An 18646-nucleotide genomic window follows, 5' to 3' on the forward strand; every position below is an offset into this window, starting at 1 on the left:
GTGCCGTTACAAATGCAGCTTGCTGCTTGTTGCCCCTGATTCTACTTCAGGCGGGATTCCATGGACTCAAGGAGTTCACTCCAAGAAGCCACGAACTTTTCTACACCTTCGGTCTCCAAGACCTCAAAAACATCAGCGAGGTCGATGCCGATTGCGTTGAGCTGGGTGAATACTTCTTCAGCCTCAGCGCCGGTGGTGGAGAGGGTGTCGCCGTGCAAGTTGCCCAGCTCCAGGACAGCGTCAATGGTGCCTTCAGGCATAGTGTTGACGGTCTGTGGTCCAGCCAGCTCAGATACGTAAAGAGTTGCAGGGTATGCAGGGTTCTTTACGCCGGTTGACGCCCACAGTGGGCGCTGGGTGTTAGCGCCGGCTGGCAACTCGGCAGCGTCGAAAAGCTCCTTGTACACAGCGTAAGCGCGCTGAGCGTTGGCAACGCCCGCCTTGCCGCGCAGGGCAAGTGCTTCTTCGGTGCCGATTGCTTCGAGGCGCTTGTCGATTTCAACGTCAACGCGGGAGACGAAGAAGGAAGCGACAGAGTGGATCTTGGATACATCGTGTCCGTTGGCAGCTGCCTGCTTGATGCCTTCGATGTAGGCGGCGATAACTTCACGGTAACGAGCCACGGAGAAGATCAGGGTGACGTTGACGCTGATGCCAGCAGCCAAAGCGTCGGTGATTGCTGGGAGGGAACCAGGGGTAGCTGGGATCTTGATCATGACGTTGGGGCGATCAACCTTAGCCCACAGTTCCTTGGCCTGAGCCAAGGTAGCGTCACGATCAGCGGAGATACGAGGATCGACCTCGATGGATACGCGACCGTCGTAGCCGTTGGTGGACTCGTAAATGCCGGTGAAAAGATCACAAGCATTGCGAACGTCATCGATGCTCATGGCGTAAACAGCCTGATCAACGGAGGCACCAACTTCCTTGAGCTCAGCGATCTGTGCGTCGTAGGAATCACCCTTGGACATCGCGGCTGCAAAAATAGCTGGGTTGGTGGTCACGCCAACAACAGACTTCTGATTAATAACTTCCTGGAGGTTTCCGGAGGTAATGCGCTCGCGGGAAAGGTCATCGAGCCAGGTGGAGGTTCCGAGCTCAGCAAGATCGTCAATATAAGACATGTAAAAATTATCCTCTAAGTTTTTCTCCCCCCTTGTGGCAAACTGCGCCTGCGGCGCCACCAATAAGGAACGGGGAGGGTTAGGTTATGAAGTCCTTTATACCCTTGCCAACACTAAGCCCGGGGCTAAAAATTCCGGAGAATTTCAAGCCCCGGGCGTATGTGCTGTACAGCGGGTGTTTCTAGAAAAATTTAGGCGCCAATAGAAGCCTTGGCAGCTGTAATAACTGCCTCGGTGGTGATGCCGAACTTTTCGTAGAGGGTCTTGTAATCAGCGGAAGCACCGAAGCGCTCCAGGGAAACAGCGCGACCCTGGGTGCCGAGAAGACGGTACCAAGGCATCGCAATGCCAGCTTCGACGGAAACGCGAGCGGTGACAGCTGCTGGGAGGACGGACTCGATGTAGTCAGCATCCTGCTCCAGGAACCAGTCCATGCAAGGAACAGAAACCACGCGAGCTGCAACACCCTCGGAATCAAGTGCCTGAGCAGCTTCAACTGCGAGCTGAACCTCAGAGCCGGAGCCCATGAGGATAACGTCTGGGGTTTCCTTGGAAGCTTCAACCAGGGTGTAAGCGCCGCGGCGAACACCTTCGGCAGCCTTCTCCTTGGTGCCTTCCAGCACTGGAACATTCTGACGGGTAAGGGCAAGACCCTTTGGACCACCGGTGTGCTCGAGGGAAGCAACCCATGCCTGAGCAGTCTCGTTAGCATCGGCTGGGCGCAGCACGGATAGGCCTGGGATAGCGCGCAGTGCAGCCAAGGTTTCTACTGGCTGGTGGGTTGGGCCATCTTCGCCCAGACCGATGGAGTCGTGGGTCCAGACATAGTAGGTGTCAATGCCCATGAGAGCTGCGAGACGAACAGCAGGACGCATGTAGTCAGAGAAGATGAGGAAGGTTCCGCCGTATGGACGGGTGCCACCGTGCAGCGCAATGCCGTTGAGGATGGAGCCCATAGCGTGCTCACGGATACCGAAGTGGAGGTTGCGGCCATAAGGCTCAGCGGTCCAGGTATCGGTGGAGATGGTCTCAGGGCCGAAGGAAGGGGAGCCCTTGATGACGGTGTTGTTGGAACCTGCGAGGTCAGCGGAGCCGCCCCAGAGTTCAGGCAAGGTCTTGCCCAGGGCCTGTAGTGCAGCCTCGGAAGCCTTACGGGTAGCAACACCCTTAGGGTCTGCCTCCCATATTGGGAGTTCTGCAGCGAAATCTGCGGGCAGTTCACGTGCGCTCAAGCGATCAAAAAGAGCCTTGTTTTCAGGGTTTGCAGCAGCCCACTTGTCGAACTTCTCCTGCCAGACTGCCTTCTTTTCAGCGGCGCGCTCAGCAAGCTTGCGGGTGTGAGCAATAACTTCATCATCGATGGCGAATCTAACCTCAGGATCAAATCCGAGTTCCTTCTTGGTTGCTGCAACTTCTTCAGCACCCAGAGCAGCTCCGTGAACGGAGCCGGTGTTCATCATGGTTGGAGCAGGGAAACCAATGATGGTGCGAACGCGCACGAAGGTGGGACGCTGGGTGTCCTTCTTAGCCTCAGCAACGGCAGCCTCAAAAGCTGCAACGTCTTCGCCACCTTCGATTTCAATGGTCTGCCAGCCATAAGCCTTGTAGCGAGCAATAACGTCTTCGTTGAAGGCGATCTCGGTGTCATCTTCGATGGAGATACGGTTGTCATCCCAGAAGACAATGAGGTTGCCCAGCTGCTGGGTACCAGCCAAGGAGGAAGCCTCGGCAGTAACGCCTTCCTGGAGGTCACCATCAGAAGCTACAACGTAGATGTAGTGATCAAAGGGGGATTCGCCAGCAGGAGCCTCAGGGTCAAAAAGACCGCGTTCGCGGCGAGATGCTATTGCCATACCAACAGCGGAAGCGAGACCCTGGCCCAGTGGGCCGGTGGTGATTTCAACGCCCTTGGTGTGGCGGTACTCAGGGTGTCCTGGGGTGAGGGAATCCCAGGTACGCAATGCCTTAAGGTCATCCATTTCCAGGCCAAATCCACCCAAGTACAGCTGGATGTACTGGGTGAGGGAGCTGTGACCACAGGAAAGAACAAAGCGGTCACGGCCAGCCCAGTTGGTGTCCTGCGGATCAACGTTCATCACACGCTGGTACAAGGTGTAAGCAAGGGGAGCCAAGCTCATTGCGGTGCCGGGGTGGCCAGATCCACAATTTTCTACCGCATCAGCAGCAAGGACACGGACGGTGTCCACTGCCTTGGTGTCCACATCGGACCAATCGGAGGGGTAATTGCGTACAGTGAGCGCCTGAAGTTCAGGTGACAGCGTCAAGGTGGTCAATCCTTCCTGGGTTAAACCGGGATGAAGTTGGGTTCATGTACGAGGATCCGATGTCCGGTCCGCGTCTAGTTAATCAGCCTACATACATACCAAAGTGGCAGTTCCGAATATGTGACTCGGATCTACCGACGGCAATTTGTGGACTTACAACACCTTATAGCTTAGTGATGTCGCCCCCATTTTATAACTGAGTGTGTTTCGGTCGGCTATAAGATACGACCAATTCAAGCATATGCAGGAGTTTCTTGGGAGTTTTTGGAAATTTTTCTGAGACGAAAGAGAATAATTTTCTCAATTTCTCCTCCCCAGTGCCGCAAATCCCCTTAATTCAGCTGCAGCCGGCCAGCCCACACGACCAACCAGAGGGGGAGAAAAGGTGAATTTCTGCACCTCGATTACTCAAACCAAGGCGTTTAAAGATAGCATGGCAAAGTCTGGTCAAAGTGGGAGATTTAGCAATTTCACACTGCGATCTGCATGCCAAATGAGGCAAAAACTTTAAAGAAACGTGATTTGGGAACTTTTCCAAAGCCTCATCCGACAACTGAGCTATCCGGCATTTTTCAAAGATCTAAAAAAACAGTGGAAAATGTGGTGGCACAGTGCTTGACCAAGGCATGTGAAAGCACCATTAGTTCCAAATGGAATTGATGGCGCGCTTCTTTAAGTACATGAGTGATATAAAAATGCAACGTTGTGGAGGAAAATCCTTGGAGACGATCAAGGCCTATATTGCGCTAACGAAGCCCAGGGTGATCGAACTCCTTTTAGTCGCCACAATTCCCACCATGCTGCAAGCAGAGCGTGGGGAAAATAATATTGTTCTCATTTTGCTCACCGTCTTCGGTGGCTGGATGGGAGCTGCTGCTGCCAATACCTTTAATATGGTTGCCGATTCTGATATCGACCAGCAGATGGGACGTACCAGGGCTCGACCATTAGTGCGCCACACGGTTAGCAACCGCGATGCCTCAATCTTTGCTTGGGTGCTCACCATCGCCAGCTTCCTGTGGTTGTGGTTGCTGTGTAACTCGCTTACCGCAGCGATCTTCGTGATGATCACAATCTTCTTTTATATTTTTGTTTATACCAAGTGGCTTAAGCGACGTACCCACATGAACATTGTATGGGGTGGCGCCGCTGGCTGTATGCCGGTGCTCGTGGGCTGGGCAGTGATTGTTGATAGCTTCCCTGCAGGCGTTCCACAGCAGTGGTGGCAGGCCATTGTGCTCTTTATGGTCATCTTCTTCTGGACCCCGCCACATACCTGGGCGCTGGCCATGAAGTACCGCGAGGATTATAAGGCCGCTGGTGTGCCAATGCTTCCAGTTGTCCGCACTCCTGTGCAGGTCACCTCACAGATTGTGTGGTACTCCGTAGCAACTGTACTGACCACATTCTTGCTGATCCCAGCCACCGGTTGGATCTATGCCGTGGTTTCCGTACTCTCCGGCGTGACCTTCCTCTTTATGGCGATCAAGCTCCACATCGGCATCAAAAATGGTGGCAAGGTGAAGCCTTTGAAGCTGTTTATTCTCTCCAATAACTACCTGGCTGTGCTCTTCGTGGCGCTGTCCGTAGACGCAGTCCTCGGCCTGCAGACCATCGGCGAGATGCTGGGCTGGACCACCACCTTCTTCTAAAAAACTGTTTTTCGACGAAAAAATGCTGGCTTGCACCACTTTGGTGCAAGCCAGCATTTTTTAATCTTGTGGAATCCGCAGCACAATCGAACCGCTGGTGGCCCGAGACTGCAGATCGCGATGGGCCGAGGGGGCGTCGACAAGCTCATAAGTACCGGTAACTCGCACCCTTAGGGTGCCGTCAACAATCGCCTGCGTGACTGCTTGGGCGCGTTTGGCAAACTCGCCTTCTTCGGAGGTCCAGGCGCCGAGGGAGGGGCGGGTGAGGAAGATTGAGCCGTGGCTATTGAGCAATTGTGGATCAAAGGGCTCTACAGGGCCGGAGGCTGCGCCAAAGAGGCAGACGGTGCCACGAGGGCGCACAGCTTCCAAAGACTCCATGAAGGTGGCCTGGCCGACTCCGTCATAAACCACGTCCACGCCATGTCCGCCATTGTGGCGGCGTACCTGCTCGGCCAAATTATCGGAGTAGCGGAATACCTCGGTGGCGCCAGCGTCTAGGGCTAGCTCCGCCTTTTCATCGGTGGAAACCACGCTATAGACGCGCGCGCCCTGAGCTGCTGCCATCTGGGTGGCCAATAAGCCAACGCCACCAGCGCCGGCGGTGATCAGGCAGCTATCGCCTTCCTTAAGCTCATAGACACCGTGGGTGAGGAAGTGCGCGGTCATGCCCTGCATCAACATCGAGGCAGCAATTTCCGGGCTTACTTGCTCTGGCACTGCCACCAGACGATCGCGGGGCACACAAACCTGTTGGGCATAGGAACCCATGGCATCGCACCAGGCCACTTTGGTGCCTTCGGCGATGAGACCTTGGGGATCGTGAATGACCCGACCAGTGCCCTCAAAACCGGGAATGAGGGGCAGACGGGAATGGTAAATGCCTTCCCGGTAATAGGTGTCGATGTAGTTGACACCTGCCATGGTTACGCTGACGAGAACCTGATCTGCGGTGGGCTGGGGAGCTTCCACATCGCAAAATTCCAATACTTCCGGGCCACCGGTCTGGGAAACTTTAATTGCCTTCATATTTTCCACATTAACCGTGCCAGGCAGAAGAGGTTTATAAAAGATCCAAAAATGCCCCCACGGTAAAACCGTGAGGGCAAAATTCTCTTGCTATTTAGGCAGAGAGCACCTGCTGTTTTTGGTCGCCTGCAGGGGAACCAGTGATGGTGGCTTTTCCACCCACGCGTGGACGCCCCTGAGCCCACAAAAGGGAGGTGAAGGCAACTACCGCGGCAGACATGGCGATGTGGAATGGAATAGTCCAACGTGGCACGCCCATGCGATATTGCAGGATGCCGATGCCCGCCTGAATCAAAATGAAGAGGATGAGCGCAATTCCCAGTTTTTGGGTCTTTGTTGCAGCCTTCGCGCGGTAAAGGCCAAAGACCACGATGAGGGTCAAGAGGAGATAGACATACATGTTGTAGCCGTGAACATGGGCCATCCAGTCAATATCTACCTCGAGGCGGCCTTCCATGCCTACGCCGTCGTCGCCGGAGTGCACGCCTGCGCCGGTGGTCATGGTGCCGGTGATGAGAACTACCGCCAGGGCGATGGTCGCAATAACTGCCACTACGCGAATCCAGCCTGGGAAAGCGGTTTGGATGGTGCCATCATCAGGCTCGCCGATACGGGTGTACAACACTGCCGCGAGGAAGACCAGAATCATCGAAGGCAGGAAGTGCAAAGCAACTGCGTACCAGTGCAGATCAACCAAAACGGTGATGCCACCGATGACAGCTTGGGCGATAATGCCCAGGCCCTGAATGAAGGAGTGGATCACAATCTCTTTGCGTCGTTTAGCAGCAAGCACGGAGAGGAACACGGACAGCGCGGCCACAACCAACACAAAGGTCAGCATGCGGTTGCCGAACTCCACGGCCTGGTGGATCCAGGGAGCCGCACCTGCGACAGGAACGAGGGAGCCTTCGTGGCACAGCGGCCAGGTATCACAACCCAGGCCAGAGCCAGTGACGCGCACGATAGAGCCAGTGACGGTGATACCACCCTGGAAAATCAGCAGCAAAAGTGCAAGAATTCGCTGCAACTTCATGGAGGGAGCCCATTTGGCAAATGGCTTCATCTTAAAGGACTGATCAGAGGGCACAATCGAAGTAGACACAGCGACAACCTTAACCCTTCTCAGGGGATTTTAGGGAATTGAAAAAGCCCCGTACGCAGTGGGATTAACCACTATCAAGGCTCGGAACTTTTGGGGAAATTATCCGACTCGCCACCGGGTGATCGAGCTCCCGGATGGGTGGGATGGCGACTATTTGGCGGTAAAACTAAAAAGCTTATTGGCTGCGATTGACGTACCCAGCAACCATAGCAGCAGGATTCCTAGCTGCACCCAGGGCAGATGGCCATTAAAGGCTTCAACCATGCCGTGGCCCAGGGCAATGGAAGGAATAAGGGAAAGCAGCCCGCCAGCGTCAACCTCGGAGGAAAATACTGCCCAGGCAGCAAGGCCGGTGAGGGTAATCCAGATGAGGTTGGCCAAGGCTAGTACCAGCTCGGAAGATAGCGTGCCACCCATAAGAAGACCCATTGCCGTAAAGGTGGCCACACCCACAAAGAGGGTGAAAAGCCCAAAGATGACTCCGCCCAGTGGGGCGCTCCAGCCCAGCAGCAAGGCGGTGGTACCAAGGATAATGACTTGGACGATAGTCACAGCGACAACAGCAATGACCTTGCCAAAAATGATGGTCCAAGCGGGGACACCACTGGCGCCGGTGCGTTTAAGGGCGCCGTATCGACGGTCAAAGGCAAGGCTGATGGCTTGACCTGTAAAGCCTGAGCTCATGGAAGCCACTGCCAGAATGAAGGGGAAGGTTTTGTCCAGGGAGTGTTCTCCTGGAACAAGGTCAAACTTTGCCAAGGCAATAAGACCCAAAAAAGGAATGATGATATTGAGCAATTGTTGCTCGCCATGGCGTAAGAAGAGTAGAGATTCTACTTTTCCCTGGGCCACCAGCATGCGAGCTGGGGTTGCACGCTGAGGTGCCGGGGCAAAAGTGCCCGGAGCGTAGTGTGCAGCGCCCGCGCCGGCTAGATGAGTCTGAGGGCTCGAAGGAGTGTGGGGAGTTTGAGACATGGGGGATTAACTCCTTAGTTCTTTGCCAGTGATTTCGAGGAAGACATCTTCCAAAGATCGGTGGCCAGTGTTGAGCGCACTAATTAATACACCTTGCTGTGCAATAGCTTGAGCAACGTGTGCAATGGTTTCCGGAGTGGGGTCAACCTTGATGGAATAAGACAGTGGCCGGCTGGCCCTAATCTGAGCATTGGCTACACCCGCAGCCCGCAAGCCATTCATGAGCTCGTCCAGGTCAAGTGCGGTGGTGGTTTCCAGGGATATATTTCCCCCGCGTTCCTTATTTTCGCTGGTGAGTTGCTCCGGGGTACCACTAGCAACAATCTGGCCCTTGTCAATGATGATCACTTGATCTGCCAGTGCTTCAGCCTCATCCATGAGGTGGGTGGTCAAAATGACGGTGACACCATCGCGTTTGAGGTTGCTCACCAACTCCCAGACCATATTGCGCGATTGCGCGTCCATGCCAGCAGTTGGCTCATCAAGGAAGACCACCTCAGGGCGGCCAATAAGTGCCAAGGCAAGGGAGAGTCGCTGTTGTTGACCGCCAGAGAGCCGGCGATAAGTGGTGTTGCGCTGTTCACGCAGACCCACCAAATCCAGCAGCCATTCCGGGTCGTGGGGATTGGCATTATAAGAAGCGCTGAGCTTCAGCATTTCTAGGACGCGAATGCCACTATAGGATCCACCACCTTGGAGCATGATGCCAATGCGACGGCGCACCTGATCGGGATAGGTGGTGGGGTTAATGCCCAGCACCTCAATCTCACCGGAGGTGGGAGCTGTAAAGCCCTCACACATCTCAATGGTGGTGGTTTTGCCAGCGCCATTGGGGCCGAGCAGAGCTAAAACTGAACCACGCGCCACGCTAAAGGAAAGCCCATTAACTGCGGTGGTATCGCCGAAGGTTTTGATAACGTTTTTGAGCACTATTGCAGGCTGCTGCGAAGATGCAGAAGTATGCGCATCTAAGCTGCGGTGAAGCAGCTCAGATGGGGATTGTGCCGCGGAGAACTCAGAAGTCACAAAGATTCAGTGTAGTCCAAAGGTTGGAGATCGCTTCAACCTCCACCATCCAACTGCGAGCAAGGCTGCAAAACCTAATGCTGCGCCAAAGTAGATATTAAAAACTGTCGATGGTGGCAACGCCAAGCCACGGGGTAATACAAAAAAGCTAAATGCGGTGGAGTAGGCAATCACACCGATTTGGAAGAGCGGACGGTTGGCCCAGGGCGCCAGCGGCACAATTGCCCACAGCATGTACCAAGGGTGAACTACCGGGAACAAAATCACGAGGACAAAGGTCGCTACTCCCAATCCACCTACGGCATGAATTTGACCTCGATAAGTGGCCAGCAGCATGCGCAACATAAAAGCACCTGCCACCAAAATTCCGGCAGTTCGCGTGACTGCGAGCATTGCTGAAGTGTGGTCACCCAACCCCAGATTCATCGACAGGAAACCAAAAACGACGCCGATATTGGTGGTGATGGACATCCAACTGCGAATCGTCGCAGCTCCACCTTGGCCGGTGACCCAACCCAGCCCGATTCCGGTGATTGCACTCACCACTGCCACCGTGAAAACAAGGCTAAAGACTTGAATACCGATTGCGAAACCGATTGAAGAAACATGCTTAAATCCGCGGGCATGAAACTCGCGGGCGATCGCCATGCCCACAAATCCTAGGCAAATAAAGCCAGTAACCTTGACCAAGCCAGCGCAGCTAATAAGCACACCACTGCCAAGCAGATAAAAAACTGCTGGCTTCCAGAGGCCGGTGCGAATCTTATCAGCCCCGCGCAGCCCCAATTCCAGGCCTACCAGCATAAATCCCAGCAGCACCGATTCATTATGGATGCCACCAATGAGGTGCAGGATCAGCAGCGGATTCAAAATTCCGAGCCAAAAGGCCACCTCCTCCGACACCCGACACCGCCGTGCGAGCATCGTCACCGCCCACCCCGCAGCCAGCACACCCAGCAGCGCCACCAGGCGGTGGGCAAGAACTCCACCCACGATGCTGTCATTGGTAATAACGCTTATCGACGACGCTATGCCGAGCGCCACCGGACCGTAGGGCGACGGCGACTGGGCCCAAATAAAGGGAACAGAACGGGCTAGGTGATTATCGGGGCCAAGAAGTTCCAAAGGGCCACCAGCGTATGGATCCAGGCCATAGGACACAATTGACCCTTGTGCCAAGTAGGAATAAATATCTTGGGTAAAAAGTGGCGCAGTTAGCATCAGGGGAGCCACCCAGGCTGCAAACGTACGGCGCAACATGGATAGCGTTAATGCGGGGCGGCTATCGTCCGAGGATTTAAAAAAATCGCCCAGAAGTGGCGCCAGCATAACCCAGGCTAAAACTAAAAAGCCCACGCCGATAAGGACCACCATCGATGATGACTGCAACATGCGCGCCATTAAATTTCCACCTGGGAAATTAACATAAGGGTTGTTAACCACAGGCAGTGCGCCAGCACCCAAAGCGCCAAAGGCGATCATCAGAGTGCCAATTGTTCCTATATATCTAAGGAAAGCAAAACGCCTAAGTTCCACCGCGCTGAGCGCGCGGTGAGCGGGTGAGGGTGCGGTGGTCGCGACGTCGAGAAGCGTTGTTGTGGTGAAATCATCGCTGGGCTCGACGTGCAAGCTTGCGGACCGCGAACCTGGGCTGCCGAGGTGCGGAAAGGCTTGGGCAATGCTGCGTAAAGGACGGGGGAGCCGGGCGAATCGGGGTTGATCTACGCCTGGCTCGGTTCCATTTTTTATCTGTTCGTCCTTACTCACCCGCCATATTCTACGCACTGGGAGAGACTGACTCCGGTTTGCCTGGCTGTGAGAGCTATTTCACAAAAATTTTTGGAAAGTGTGGGTTTTAGTTTCCGTGGCTGAATCTAATTCAATAAGCAGGCTAAATAAGGGAACCTTTAGTTAGTTTTTAAGCCTTAAAGGTTTTATTAATAACCCTTATCTAGGGGCTATTTCCGCAGGTTGGGCGGTAGAGATTGGACAGGGGAATAGAATTAGGGAACACTTGTGTTGTCTAAAGATGTAAGTGGAACACCATAGGCAATCAAACGCTCTACAGGCAGGAGGTGACACCCCAGTGGAAAAAGTTCTTAATGATCGCGACGTGCATGCCGTTGACGGCGATACGCGCCGGAAAATTTTGCTGATCTTGCTGGAACGTGCACCGGTGACTGCTTCTGAGATTGCAGATGAGCTTCAGCTTTCAACAGTAGGAGTGCGCAGACACTTAGACAATCTGGTTGAGGAACATCTGGCGGAAGCGGCAGCGCCCCGACAGAATCCTTATGAGCCAAAGACCCGCGGCAGGCCGGCAAAATCTTATCGGCTTACCGACAAAGGTCGTTCTATTTTTGGCCATGAATATGACCTTCTTGCAGTGGCAGCCCTAGACACCCTCCGGGATGTCGGCGGAGACGCAGCTGTAAGGAAATTTGCCCAAAAGCGGATCGCCACCATTGTGGAAGGGGTAACACCCGTTCACGAGGGAGATCAATCAATTGAGGATACAGCCAAATCCTTGGTTGAAGCTTTTAGTCGGCATGGTTATGCAGCAACTGTCAACACTGTCGGAAATGGTTTGCAAATCTGCCAGCATCACTGCCCAATTTCAAGCGTAGCTTCGGAATTTCCCGAGTTATGTGAGGCAGAGCACCAGGCAGTTTCAGAACTTCTCGGACAGCACACACAGCCATTGGCAACAATCGCCGATGGCCACGGTATCTGCACAACAAATATCCCATTGACACCCATCAAACACTCCTGATGAAAGGAGCGGATCATGACTTCGGCAACTACGAACCCAGGGGTTACTGAGCCCTTGACCGATGACCAAATTATTGAGTCCATTGGTCCCTACAACTACGGTTGGCACGACTCTGACGCTGCGGGCGCTTCCGCCCAGCGCGGTCTGAGCGAGGATGTTGTTCGCGACATCTCTGCCAAGAAGAACGAGCCAGAATGGATGCTCCAGCAGCGTCTCAAGGCACTGAGCATCTTTGAAAAGAAGCCAGTTCCAACCTGGGGTGCAGACCTTTCTGGTATTGACTTTGACAACATTAAGTACTTCGTCCGTTCCACCGAGAAGCAGGCTCAGAGCTGGGAAGACCTTCCAGACGACATCAAGAACACCTACGACAAGTTGGGTATTCCTGAGGCTGAGAAGCAGCGTCTAGTTGCAGGTGTGGCAGCTCAGTATGAATCTGAGGTTGTTTACCACCAGATCCGCGAAGACCTGGAAGAAAAGGGCGTTATCTTCCTGGACACCGACTCCGCACTGAAGGAATATCCTGAGCTTTTCCAGGAGTACTTCGGCACCGTTATTCCAGCCGGCGACAATAAGTTCTCCGCGCTGAATTCCGCTGTATGGTCCGGTGGCTCTTTCATCTACGTGCCAAAGGGTGTCCACGTGGACATTCCACTGCAGGCATACTTCCGCATCAACACCGAGAACATGGGTCAGTTCGAACGCACCCTTATCATCGTTGATGAAGATGCTTATGTGCACTACGTCGAGGGCTGTACCGCTCCTATTTATAAGTCTGACTCCCTGCACTCCGCAGTTGTTGAGATCATCGTGAAGAAGGGTGGACGTTGCCGTTACACCACCATTCAGAACTGGTCCAACAACGTCTACAACCTGGTGACCAAGCGCACCAAGGTTGAAGAAGGCGGCACCATGGAATGGATCGATGGCAACATCGGCTCCAAGGTCACTATGAAGTATCCAGCCGTATGGATGACTGGTCCACACGCAAAGGGCGAAGTTCTCTCCGTTGCTTTCGCAGGTGAGGGACAGTTCCAGGACACTGGCGCCAAGATGACCCACATGGCTCCTTATACCTCTTCCAACATTGTCTCCAAGTCTGTTGCCCGTGGTGGCGGACGCGCGGCATACCGTGGCTTGGTTCAGATCAACGCCAATGCGCACCACTCCACCTCAAACGTTGAGTGTGACGCGCTTTTGGTTGACGATATCTCTCGTTCTGATACCTACCCATATAACGACATCCGCAATGATCACGTTTCCCTTGGTCACGAGGCAACTGTCTCCAAGGTTTCTGAGGAGCAGCTCTTCTACCTCATGAGCCGTGGACTTGCCCAAGAAGAAGCTATGGCCATGATCGTCCGTGGCTTTGTTGAGCCTATTGCGAAGGAACTCCCAATGGAGTACGCCCTCGAGCTCAACCGACTGATCGAATTGCAGATGGAAGGATCGGTGGGCTAAGCCCAATGTCTGAAGTAGCAACTGTTAAAGCCGCAACCCCTCACAACACCAAGGGTGACCTCTTCACCTCCTTTAATGTGGAGGACTTTGAGATCCCTCGCGGTCGCGATGAGGTGTGGCGTTTTATCTCCCTGCGTCGTTTGCGTGGACTCCACAATGGCGAGTTCGCACCAGCGACCACCGCTGATGTTTCTGTAGAAATCCCTGCAGATGCAGAGGCTGTCACTCACGAGCGCGTATCCCGCGACGATGAGCGACTAGGCCGTGCTGGCGGACCGGTTGACCGTGTCGCCGCACAAGCCTGGACTTCTATGGAGGAGGGTGACGTTGTCACCTTCGCCAAGAATTCTCACAACCCTTCACCAGTGACCATCACCGTCACTGGCAAGGGTGAGGGTGTTACCTCCTTTGGTGCCATCTCCATTGAGGTACAGGACAACGCAGATGCCATCGTCGCACTGCAGTATGTTGGCTCCGGTACCCATGCTGACAACGTCGAGTTCATCGTGGGCGATAATGCTCGCCTCACCGTGATCACCGACACCCACTGGAATAACGACGCTGTTCACCTGAGCAACCAGCTGGCAAAAATCGGCCGCGACGCCACCCTGCGCCACACCGTTGCCACCTTTGGTGGCGAGGTTGTCCGCATCGTTCCTCGCGTTCGTTTCACCGCTCCTGGTGGCGACGCAGAAATGCTCGGCGTCTACTTCGCAGACGACGGACAGTACTTTGAGCAGCGCCTCTTGGTCGACCACGCCGTTCCAAACTGCCGCTCCAACGTCCTATACAAGGGCGCACTGCAGGGTGACAAGACCACCGATCTGCCAGATGCTCGCACCTGCTGGGTAGGAGACGTACTTATTCGCGCCAATGCGCATGGTACTGACACCTATGAGGCAAACCGCACCTTGGTTCTGACCGAAGGCGCACGCGCAGACGCTATTCCAAACTTGGAAATTGAAACCGGCCAGATTGTCGGAGCAGGACACGCAGCAACTGTGGGTCGCTTTGATGACGAGCAGGTTTTCTACCTGCAATCTCGTGGTATCCCATCCGAGGAAGCACGCCGCCTTATCGTTCGTGGCTTCTTTAATGACGTCATTAACAAGGTTCCAGTTGCTTCCATCCGTGAAGAGCTAGAAGACCGCGTTACCTCGGAACTCGCAGTTCTCGGAATGTAGTGTAGCCAGCGGGTCGGCCTCCGCTTTAGCGGGAGCTGCCCTGGCACATTCACTTTTATAAGTACAAGTCCGCTTTAAACCTGAAAGATTGTTATAGATGAGCACTCTTGAAATCCGCAACCTGCACGCACAGGTGCTGCCCTCCGACGAATCCGCTGAGCCTAAGGAAATCCTGAAGGGCGTCAACCTCACCATTAACTCCGGTGAAATCCACGCCATCATGGGACCTAATGGTTCCGGCAAGTCCACTCTGGCCTACACCCTTGGCGGTCACCCACGCTATGAAGTAACCTCCGGCGAAGTTCTTCTCGACGGCGAAAACGTCCTCGAGATGGAAGTTGATGAGCGCGCTCGCGCTGGCCTCTTCTTGGCTATGCAGTACCCAACTGAGATCCCAGGCGTTTCCATGGCAAACTTCCTACGCTCTGCAGCAACCGCAACCCGCGGCGAAGCTCCTAAGCTGCGCGAATGGGTTAAGGAAGTTCGTTCCGCACAGGACGCACTGTCCATCGACCCTGAGTTCTCTAACCGCTCAGTTAACGAAGGCTTCTCCGGCGGTGAGAAGAAGCGCCATGAGGTTCTGCAGCTCAACCTGCTGAAGCCAAAGTTCGCCATCATGGATGAGACCGACTCCGGCCTTGACGTTGACGCACTGCGTATCGTTTCCGAGGGCATCAATGCCTACAAGGAAGAGACCAACGGTGGCATCTTGATGATTACCCACTACAAGCGCATCCTTAACTACGTGAAGCCTGACTTCATCCACGTGTTTGCCGACGGCCACATCATCACCACCGGTGGTGCTGAGCTCGCCGACAAGCTTGAGGCTGACGGCTACGACCAGTTCATCAAGTAATATGTCCGATTTCCTCAACGCAGACGGAACCCTCAATGTGGCTAAGGTGAGGGCAGAATTCCCCATCCTTAGCCGCACTGTGCGAGATGGGCAACCGCTGGTCTATTTGGACTCAGGGGCTACCTCACAGCGACCTGAAAAAGTATGGCGCGCTGAAGAACGCTTTGTGCTGTACACCAATGCACCAGTCCACCGCGGGGCTTACGAACTTGCGGAGGAAGCTACTGATGCATATGAGGGTGCACGCGAGAAAATTGCGGCATTTGTGGGCGCAGAACAGCATGAAATTGCCTTCACCAAGAATGCAACCGAAGCGCTGAACCTCGTGGCATACACCCTCGGTGATGACCGCGCTGGTAAGTACCAGATCAAAGCTGGTGACACTGTTGTTGTCACTGAACTGGAACACCACGCGAACCTCGTACCTTGGCAGGAATTGTGCCGCCGCACTGGCGCCACCCTGAAGTGGTACAAGGTCACCGAGGACGGCCGCATTGACCTGGACTCTTTGGAGCTGGATGACACCGTCAAGGTTGTCGCCTTCACCCACCAGTCCAATGTCACCGGTGCAGTTGCTGATGTTGCTGAATTGGTACGTCGTGCCAAGGCAGTGGGAGCTCTCACTGTGCTTGATGCCTGCCAGTCAGTGCCTCATATGCCAATTAACTTCCATGAGTTGGACGTTGATTTTGCAGGATTCTCCGGACACAAGATGCTCGGACCTGCTGGCGTGGGTGTGGTTTATGGCAAGAGCAATATCTTAAATGAATTGCCTCCATTCCTCACCGGTGGTTCCATGATCGAAGTTGTGACCATGGAAAAGACCACCTACGCAGCAGCTCCACAGCGTTTTGAAGCCGGTACCCAAATGACCAGCCAGGTGGTTGGTCTGGGTGCAGCAGTAGAATTCCTCGAGGAAATCGGCATGGAGGCCATCGCTGCTCATGAGCATGCGTTGACCGCCTATGCGCTGGAGAAGTTGCAGCAGGTATCCGGTTTGCACATTGTGGGACCATTGGAAGCAGAAATGCGCGGAGCTGCCATTAGCTTTAGCGTTGATGGCATCCACCCGCACGATCTTGGCCAGGTTCTTGATGACCAGGGCGTGTGCATCCGTGTGGGCCACCACTGTGCATGGCCAGTACACCGTTGCATGAACGTGCAGTCCACCGCACGCGCATCCTTCTACCTGTACAACACCTTTGAAGAGGTTGACGCCTTGGTAGCGGCAATCGAAAAGGCAAAGCAGTTTTTTGGAGTTGAATCATGAAGCTAGAGCAGATGTACCAGGAGGTGATCCTGGATCATTACAAAAACCCGCAGCACAAGGGCCTCAGGGATCCTTTTGATGCAGAGGTTCACCATGTGAACCCCTCCTGTGGCGATGAACTGACCCTGCGTGTCAAGCTTTCCGAAGACGGCAAAACCGTTGAGGATGTCTCATATGACGCAATTGGTTGTTCCATTAGCCAAGCTTCCACATCTGTGATGGCTGAGGAGATCGTTGGTCAGCCAGTAGAGCAGGCCATGATTAAGCTGCAGGAATTTGAGAAAATGGTTGTTTCTCGAGGTCAACTCGAAGGCGACGAGGACATCATCGGCGATGGCGTAGCTTTTGCTGGTGTGTCCAAGTATCCGGCACGCGTCAAATGCGCATTGCTCGGTTGGAAGGCTTTTCAAGCAGCTACTGCTGAAGCAATGGAGGAAAAATGAGCGAGCACGAAGAAGATCGCCAAGACCAGGTAGAGGTTGAGGAGCAAAACTCCGCAACCTTCGAATCTCCTGTCGGCGAACGCCCAGAACAGTCCGAGGAAGACCTGGCAAAGGCAAGTGACGTCGAGGAGTACATGCGCGACGTTATCGACCCTGAACTCGGAATCAACGTGGTTGACCTGGGACTTGTCTACGATATTTACATCATCAACGGCAATGAAGCCCACATCGATATGACTCTCACGTCACCAGCTTGCCCGCTGACTGAGGTTATTGAAGATCAAGCGCGCACCGCAGTTGTTGGCAATGGCATCACCGAGAAGCTATCCATCAACTGGGTCTGGATGCCACCATGGGGTCCACATATGATCACGGAAGAAGGCCGTGCCCAACTTCAGGCCCTAGGCTTTGCAGTCTAAGGTTTTTAATTAAAGCTATCTAAGAATCCACCGCTAAATCCTACCAAGGGTAAGCGGTGGATTTTTTCGTCGAAAAGCACGCTTTTAATCTTTTAAGCAACCTGCCATGAAGGCAAGGTTGGCTGGGTGCAGGGCGAAGGTGGAGGTACGATCCTCAAAAAGACCAGGCCGCTCGCCCCAAATCACCTCTTTGGACGCGGCGCGGTCTGTGCGGATGTCATTGCACTGGGAGATTTTCTCAAAAAAGTTGGCGTTATAGTCAGTGGCATAATTGCTGAGCTGGCCGTCCACGTAGGAATTATCGGCAGTGATAGCCACACCTATGTAGCCTGCGAGAATAATGCCCAGCAAGGGACCGAGGCACCCAGCTTTTTTCTTTGACTGCGCTTGGCGGCGCTCCTCCAAACTGCGCTGGCGCACAGGTGGCGGAGTGGGCAACCAGGTTGCGGGCGCGGGATCACTGAAGTTGTTTTGGCTTGCGCGCTCAACATGCGCGGAATCGGACCTTGGTGGCTGGGGTAACGCGGCCGGCTCTCGGTGGGTGGGCTCGGCCGGAGCAGCTAATCGACGAGACAGGGGAGTTGCGCTAATGTCCTTAATATCACCTGCTCTGAGGCCATAATCTGCCACCTTGGACAAGAGGTCAGCCTTGGAAGGCGGGCGCGAAAAGCGCAACACCATACTGCCACTTTGATATTGATCAAGCTGGTAGGTCACGTAATAATCGGTGCCACGTGAAGTACCTGAGGTGTCATCGCCAGAGTGGGCATTTGTGCTGGGTTTCTTGCTCCATGGAAACTCCATATGCCCACCCTAGCCAAAACTTAACGGTGAGGTGGGCGTTTGCAGAGTACTTGGGGAACTCAGCGCGGCAGGAAACAGCGCTGCGGGAATCGGACGAGTACCCGGGGCTTTGGCCCGTGCGCGGAATGCACCCACCATCCAGCACCTAGAAACACCAGCCAGCACCCAGTCTCAAAACCGGAGATTTAACAGGGGAGCGTTGCCCGTTTATTGACCACACCCAGTTAGTTGATACACTGACAG

15 protein-coding genes and 1 pseudogene are annotated in these 18646 nt (G+C 54.3%); 8 read left to right on the forward strand and 8 right to left on the reverse strand.

Translation table 11 applies throughout. The features are described from left to right. Window positions 1-41 precede the first annotated feature (41 nt). Complete coding sequence (gene tal / locus SFC07_RS08095; protein WP_411207733.1) at window positions 42-1124, reverse strand: transaldolase; 1083 nt, start codon at window positions 1122-1124, stop codon at window positions 42-44. Between the two features lie 191 nt (window positions 1125-1315). Further along, complete coding sequence (tkt, locus tag SFC07_RS08100) at window positions 1316-3409, reverse strand: transketolase (RefSeq protein ID WP_411207734.1); 2094 nt, start codon at window positions 3407-3409, stop codon at window positions 1316-1318. Window positions 3410-4104: 695 nt separating this feature from the next. Between tkt and SFC07_RS08105 the strand changes: the two genes are divergently transcribed. Beyond that, window positions 4105-5061 (forward strand): heme o synthase, encoded by a 957-nt coding sequence (locus SFC07_RS08105; protein WP_411207861.1) that lies wholly within the window; start codon window positions 4105-4107, stop codon window positions 5059-5061. A gap of 60 nt (window positions 5062-5121) precedes the next feature. Here SFC07_RS08105 and SFC07_RS08110 read toward each other — a convergent pair whose 3' ends face one another. The 5 genes from SFC07_RS08110 to mptB all read right to left on the reverse strand — a co-directional run bounded on the left by SFC07_RS08110 (window position 5122) and on the right by mptB (window position 10960). Next, complete coding sequence (locus SFC07_RS08110; protein WP_411207735.1) at window positions 5122-6090, reverse strand: quinone oxidoreductase family protein; 969 nt, start codon at window positions 6088-6090, stop codon at window positions 5122-5124. 94 nt (window positions 6091-6184) lie between these two features. Then, window positions 6185-7153 carry a COX15/CtaA family protein gene (locus SFC07_RS08115; protein ID WP_411207862.1) on the reverse strand — a complete coding sequence of 323 codons (969 nt, stop codon included), beginning with the start codon at window positions 7151-7153 and terminating at the stop codon, window positions 6185-6187. Between the two features lie 189 nt (window positions 7154-7342). Further along, window positions 7343-8050: an ABC transporter permease gene (locus SFC07_RS08120; protein WP_411207863.1), complete on the reverse strand. Its 708-nt coding sequence runs from the start codon at window positions 8048-8050 to the stop codon at window positions 7343-7345. A 123-nt stretch (window positions 8051-8173) separates the two neighbouring features. Then, window positions 8174-9193: an ABC transporter ATP-binding protein gene (locus SFC07_RS08125; RefSeq protein ID WP_411207736.1), complete on the reverse strand. Its 1020-nt coding sequence runs from the start codon at window positions 9191-9193 to the stop codon at window positions 8174-8176. Between the two features lie 6 nt (window positions 9194-9199). Further along, entirely contained in the window at window positions 9200-10960 is a 1761-nt protein-coding gene (gene mptB / locus SFC07_RS08130; RefSeq protein WP_411207737.1) for a polyprenol phosphomannose-dependent alpha 1,6 mannosyltransferase MptB, read from the reverse strand. 319 nt (window positions 10961-11279) lie between these two features. On the opposite strand from mptB, the pseudogene SFC07_RS08135 reads away from it, so the two are divergent. The 7 genes and pseudogenes from SFC07_RS08135 (at window position 11280) to SFC07_RS08165 (ending at window position 17599) form a co-directional block, all read left to right on the forward strand. Next, window positions 11280-11985 (forward strand): annotated as a pseudogene (locus SFC07_RS08135) (helix-turn-helix transcriptional regulator). Continuing rightward, entirely contained in the window at window positions 11982-13427 is a 1446-nt protein-coding gene (gene sufB, locus SFC07_RS08140; protein WP_411207738.1) for a Fe-S cluster assembly protein SufB, read from the forward strand. Before SFC07_RS08135 ends, sufB begins: the two are co-directional and overlap by 4 nt. Window positions 13428-13432: 5 nt before the next feature. Then, on the forward strand, window positions 13433-14611 hold the full coding sequence (gene sufD / locus SFC07_RS08145; protein ID WP_411207739.1) for a Fe-S cluster assembly protein SufD: 1179 nt from the start codon (window positions 13433-13435) through the stop codon (window positions 14609-14611). Window positions 14612-14708: 97 nt separating this feature from the next. After that, window positions 14709-15467 (forward strand): Fe-S cluster assembly ATPase SufC, encoded by a 759-nt coding sequence (gene sufC, locus SFC07_RS08150; RefSeq protein ID WP_411207740.1) that lies wholly within the window; start codon window positions 14709-14711, stop codon window positions 15465-15467. A gap of 1 nt (window position 15468) precedes the next feature. Further along, window positions 15469-16737, forward strand: a complete 1269-nt coding sequence (locus SFC07_RS08155; protein WP_411207741.1) for a cysteine desulfurase — start codon at window positions 15469-15471, stop codon at window positions 16735-16737. Beyond that, entirely contained in the window at window positions 16734-17180 is a 447-nt protein-coding gene (gene sufU / locus SFC07_RS08160; protein ID WP_411207742.1) for a Fe-S cluster assembly sulfur transfer protein SufU, read from the forward strand. The genes SFC07_RS08155 and sufU overlap by 4 nt, the downstream gene beginning before the upstream one ends. Continuing rightward, window positions 17177-17599 (forward strand): metal-sulfur cluster assembly factor, encoded by a 423-nt coding sequence (locus tag SFC07_RS08165; RefSeq protein WP_411207743.1) that lies wholly within the window; start codon window positions 17177-17179, stop codon window positions 17597-17599. Before sufU ends, SFC07_RS08165 begins: the two co-directional genes overlap by 4 nt. A gap of 84 nt (window positions 17600-17683) precedes the next feature. On the opposite strand, the gene SFC07_RS08170 is transcribed toward SFC07_RS08165, so the two are convergent. Then, the gene (locus SFC07_RS08170) at window positions 17684-18403 is read right to left on the reverse strand and encodes a hypothetical protein (protein ID WP_411207745.1); all 720 of its coding nucleotides are present in this window, start codon (window positions 18401-18403) and stop codon (window positions 17684-17686) included. Window positions 18404-18646 lie beyond the last annotated feature (243 nt).

The sequence above is a fragment of the Corynebacterium callunae genome (genome assembly GCF_046592015.1).
Classification (GTDB): Bacteria; Actinomycetota; Actinomycetes; order Mycobacteriales; family Mycobacteriaceae; genus Corynebacterium; species Corynebacterium callunae_A.

Excerpts from the sequence above, each read along its gene's own strand:
- tal (WP_411207733.1), bottom strand. The coding sequence starts at position 1,124 with ATGTCTTATATTGACGATCTTGCTGAGCTCGGAACCTCCACCTGGCTC.
- SFC07_RS08105 (WP_411207861.1), top strand. The coding sequence starts at position 4,105 with ATGCAACGTTGTGGAGGAAAATCCTTGGAGACGATCAAGGCCTATATT.
- SFC07_RS08110 (WP_411207735.1), bottom strand. The coding sequence starts at position 6,090 with ATGAAGGCAATTAAAGTTTCCCAGACCGGTGGCCCGGAAGTATTGGAA.
- SFC07_RS08115 (WP_411207862.1), bottom strand. The coding sequence starts at position 7,153 with ATGAAGCCATTTGCCAAATGGGCTCCCTCCATGAAGTTGCAGCGAATT.
- SFC07_RS08120 (WP_411207863.1), bottom strand. The coding sequence starts at position 8,050 with ATGCTGGTGGCCCAGGGAAAAGTAGAATCTCTACTCTTCTTACGCCAT.
- sufB (WP_411207738.1), top strand. The coding sequence starts at position 11,982 with ATGACTTCGGCAACTACGAACCCAGGGGTTACTGAGCCCTTGACCGAT.
- sufD (WP_411207739.1), top strand. The coding sequence starts at position 13,433 with ATGTCTGAAGTAGCAACTGTTAAAGCCGCAACCCCTCACAACACCAAG.
- sufC (WP_411207740.1), top strand. The coding sequence starts at position 14,709 with ATGAGCACTCTTGAAATCCGCAACCTGCACGCACAGGTGCTGCCCTCC.
- SFC07_RS08155 (WP_411207741.1), top strand. The coding sequence starts at position 15,469 with ATGTCCGATTTCCTCAACGCAGACGGAACCCTCAATGTGGCTAAGGTG.
- sufU (WP_411207742.1), top strand. The coding sequence starts at position 16,734 with ATGAAGCTAGAGCAGATGTACCAGGAGGTGATCCTGGATCATTACAAA.
- SFC07_RS08165 (WP_411207743.1), top strand. The coding sequence starts at position 17,177 with ATGAGCGAGCACGAAGAAGATCGCCAAGACCAGGTAGAGGTTGAGGAG.
- SFC07_RS08170 (WP_411207745.1), bottom strand. The coding sequence starts at position 18,403 with ATGGAGTTTCCATGGAGCAAGAAACCCAGCACAAATGCCCACTCTGGC.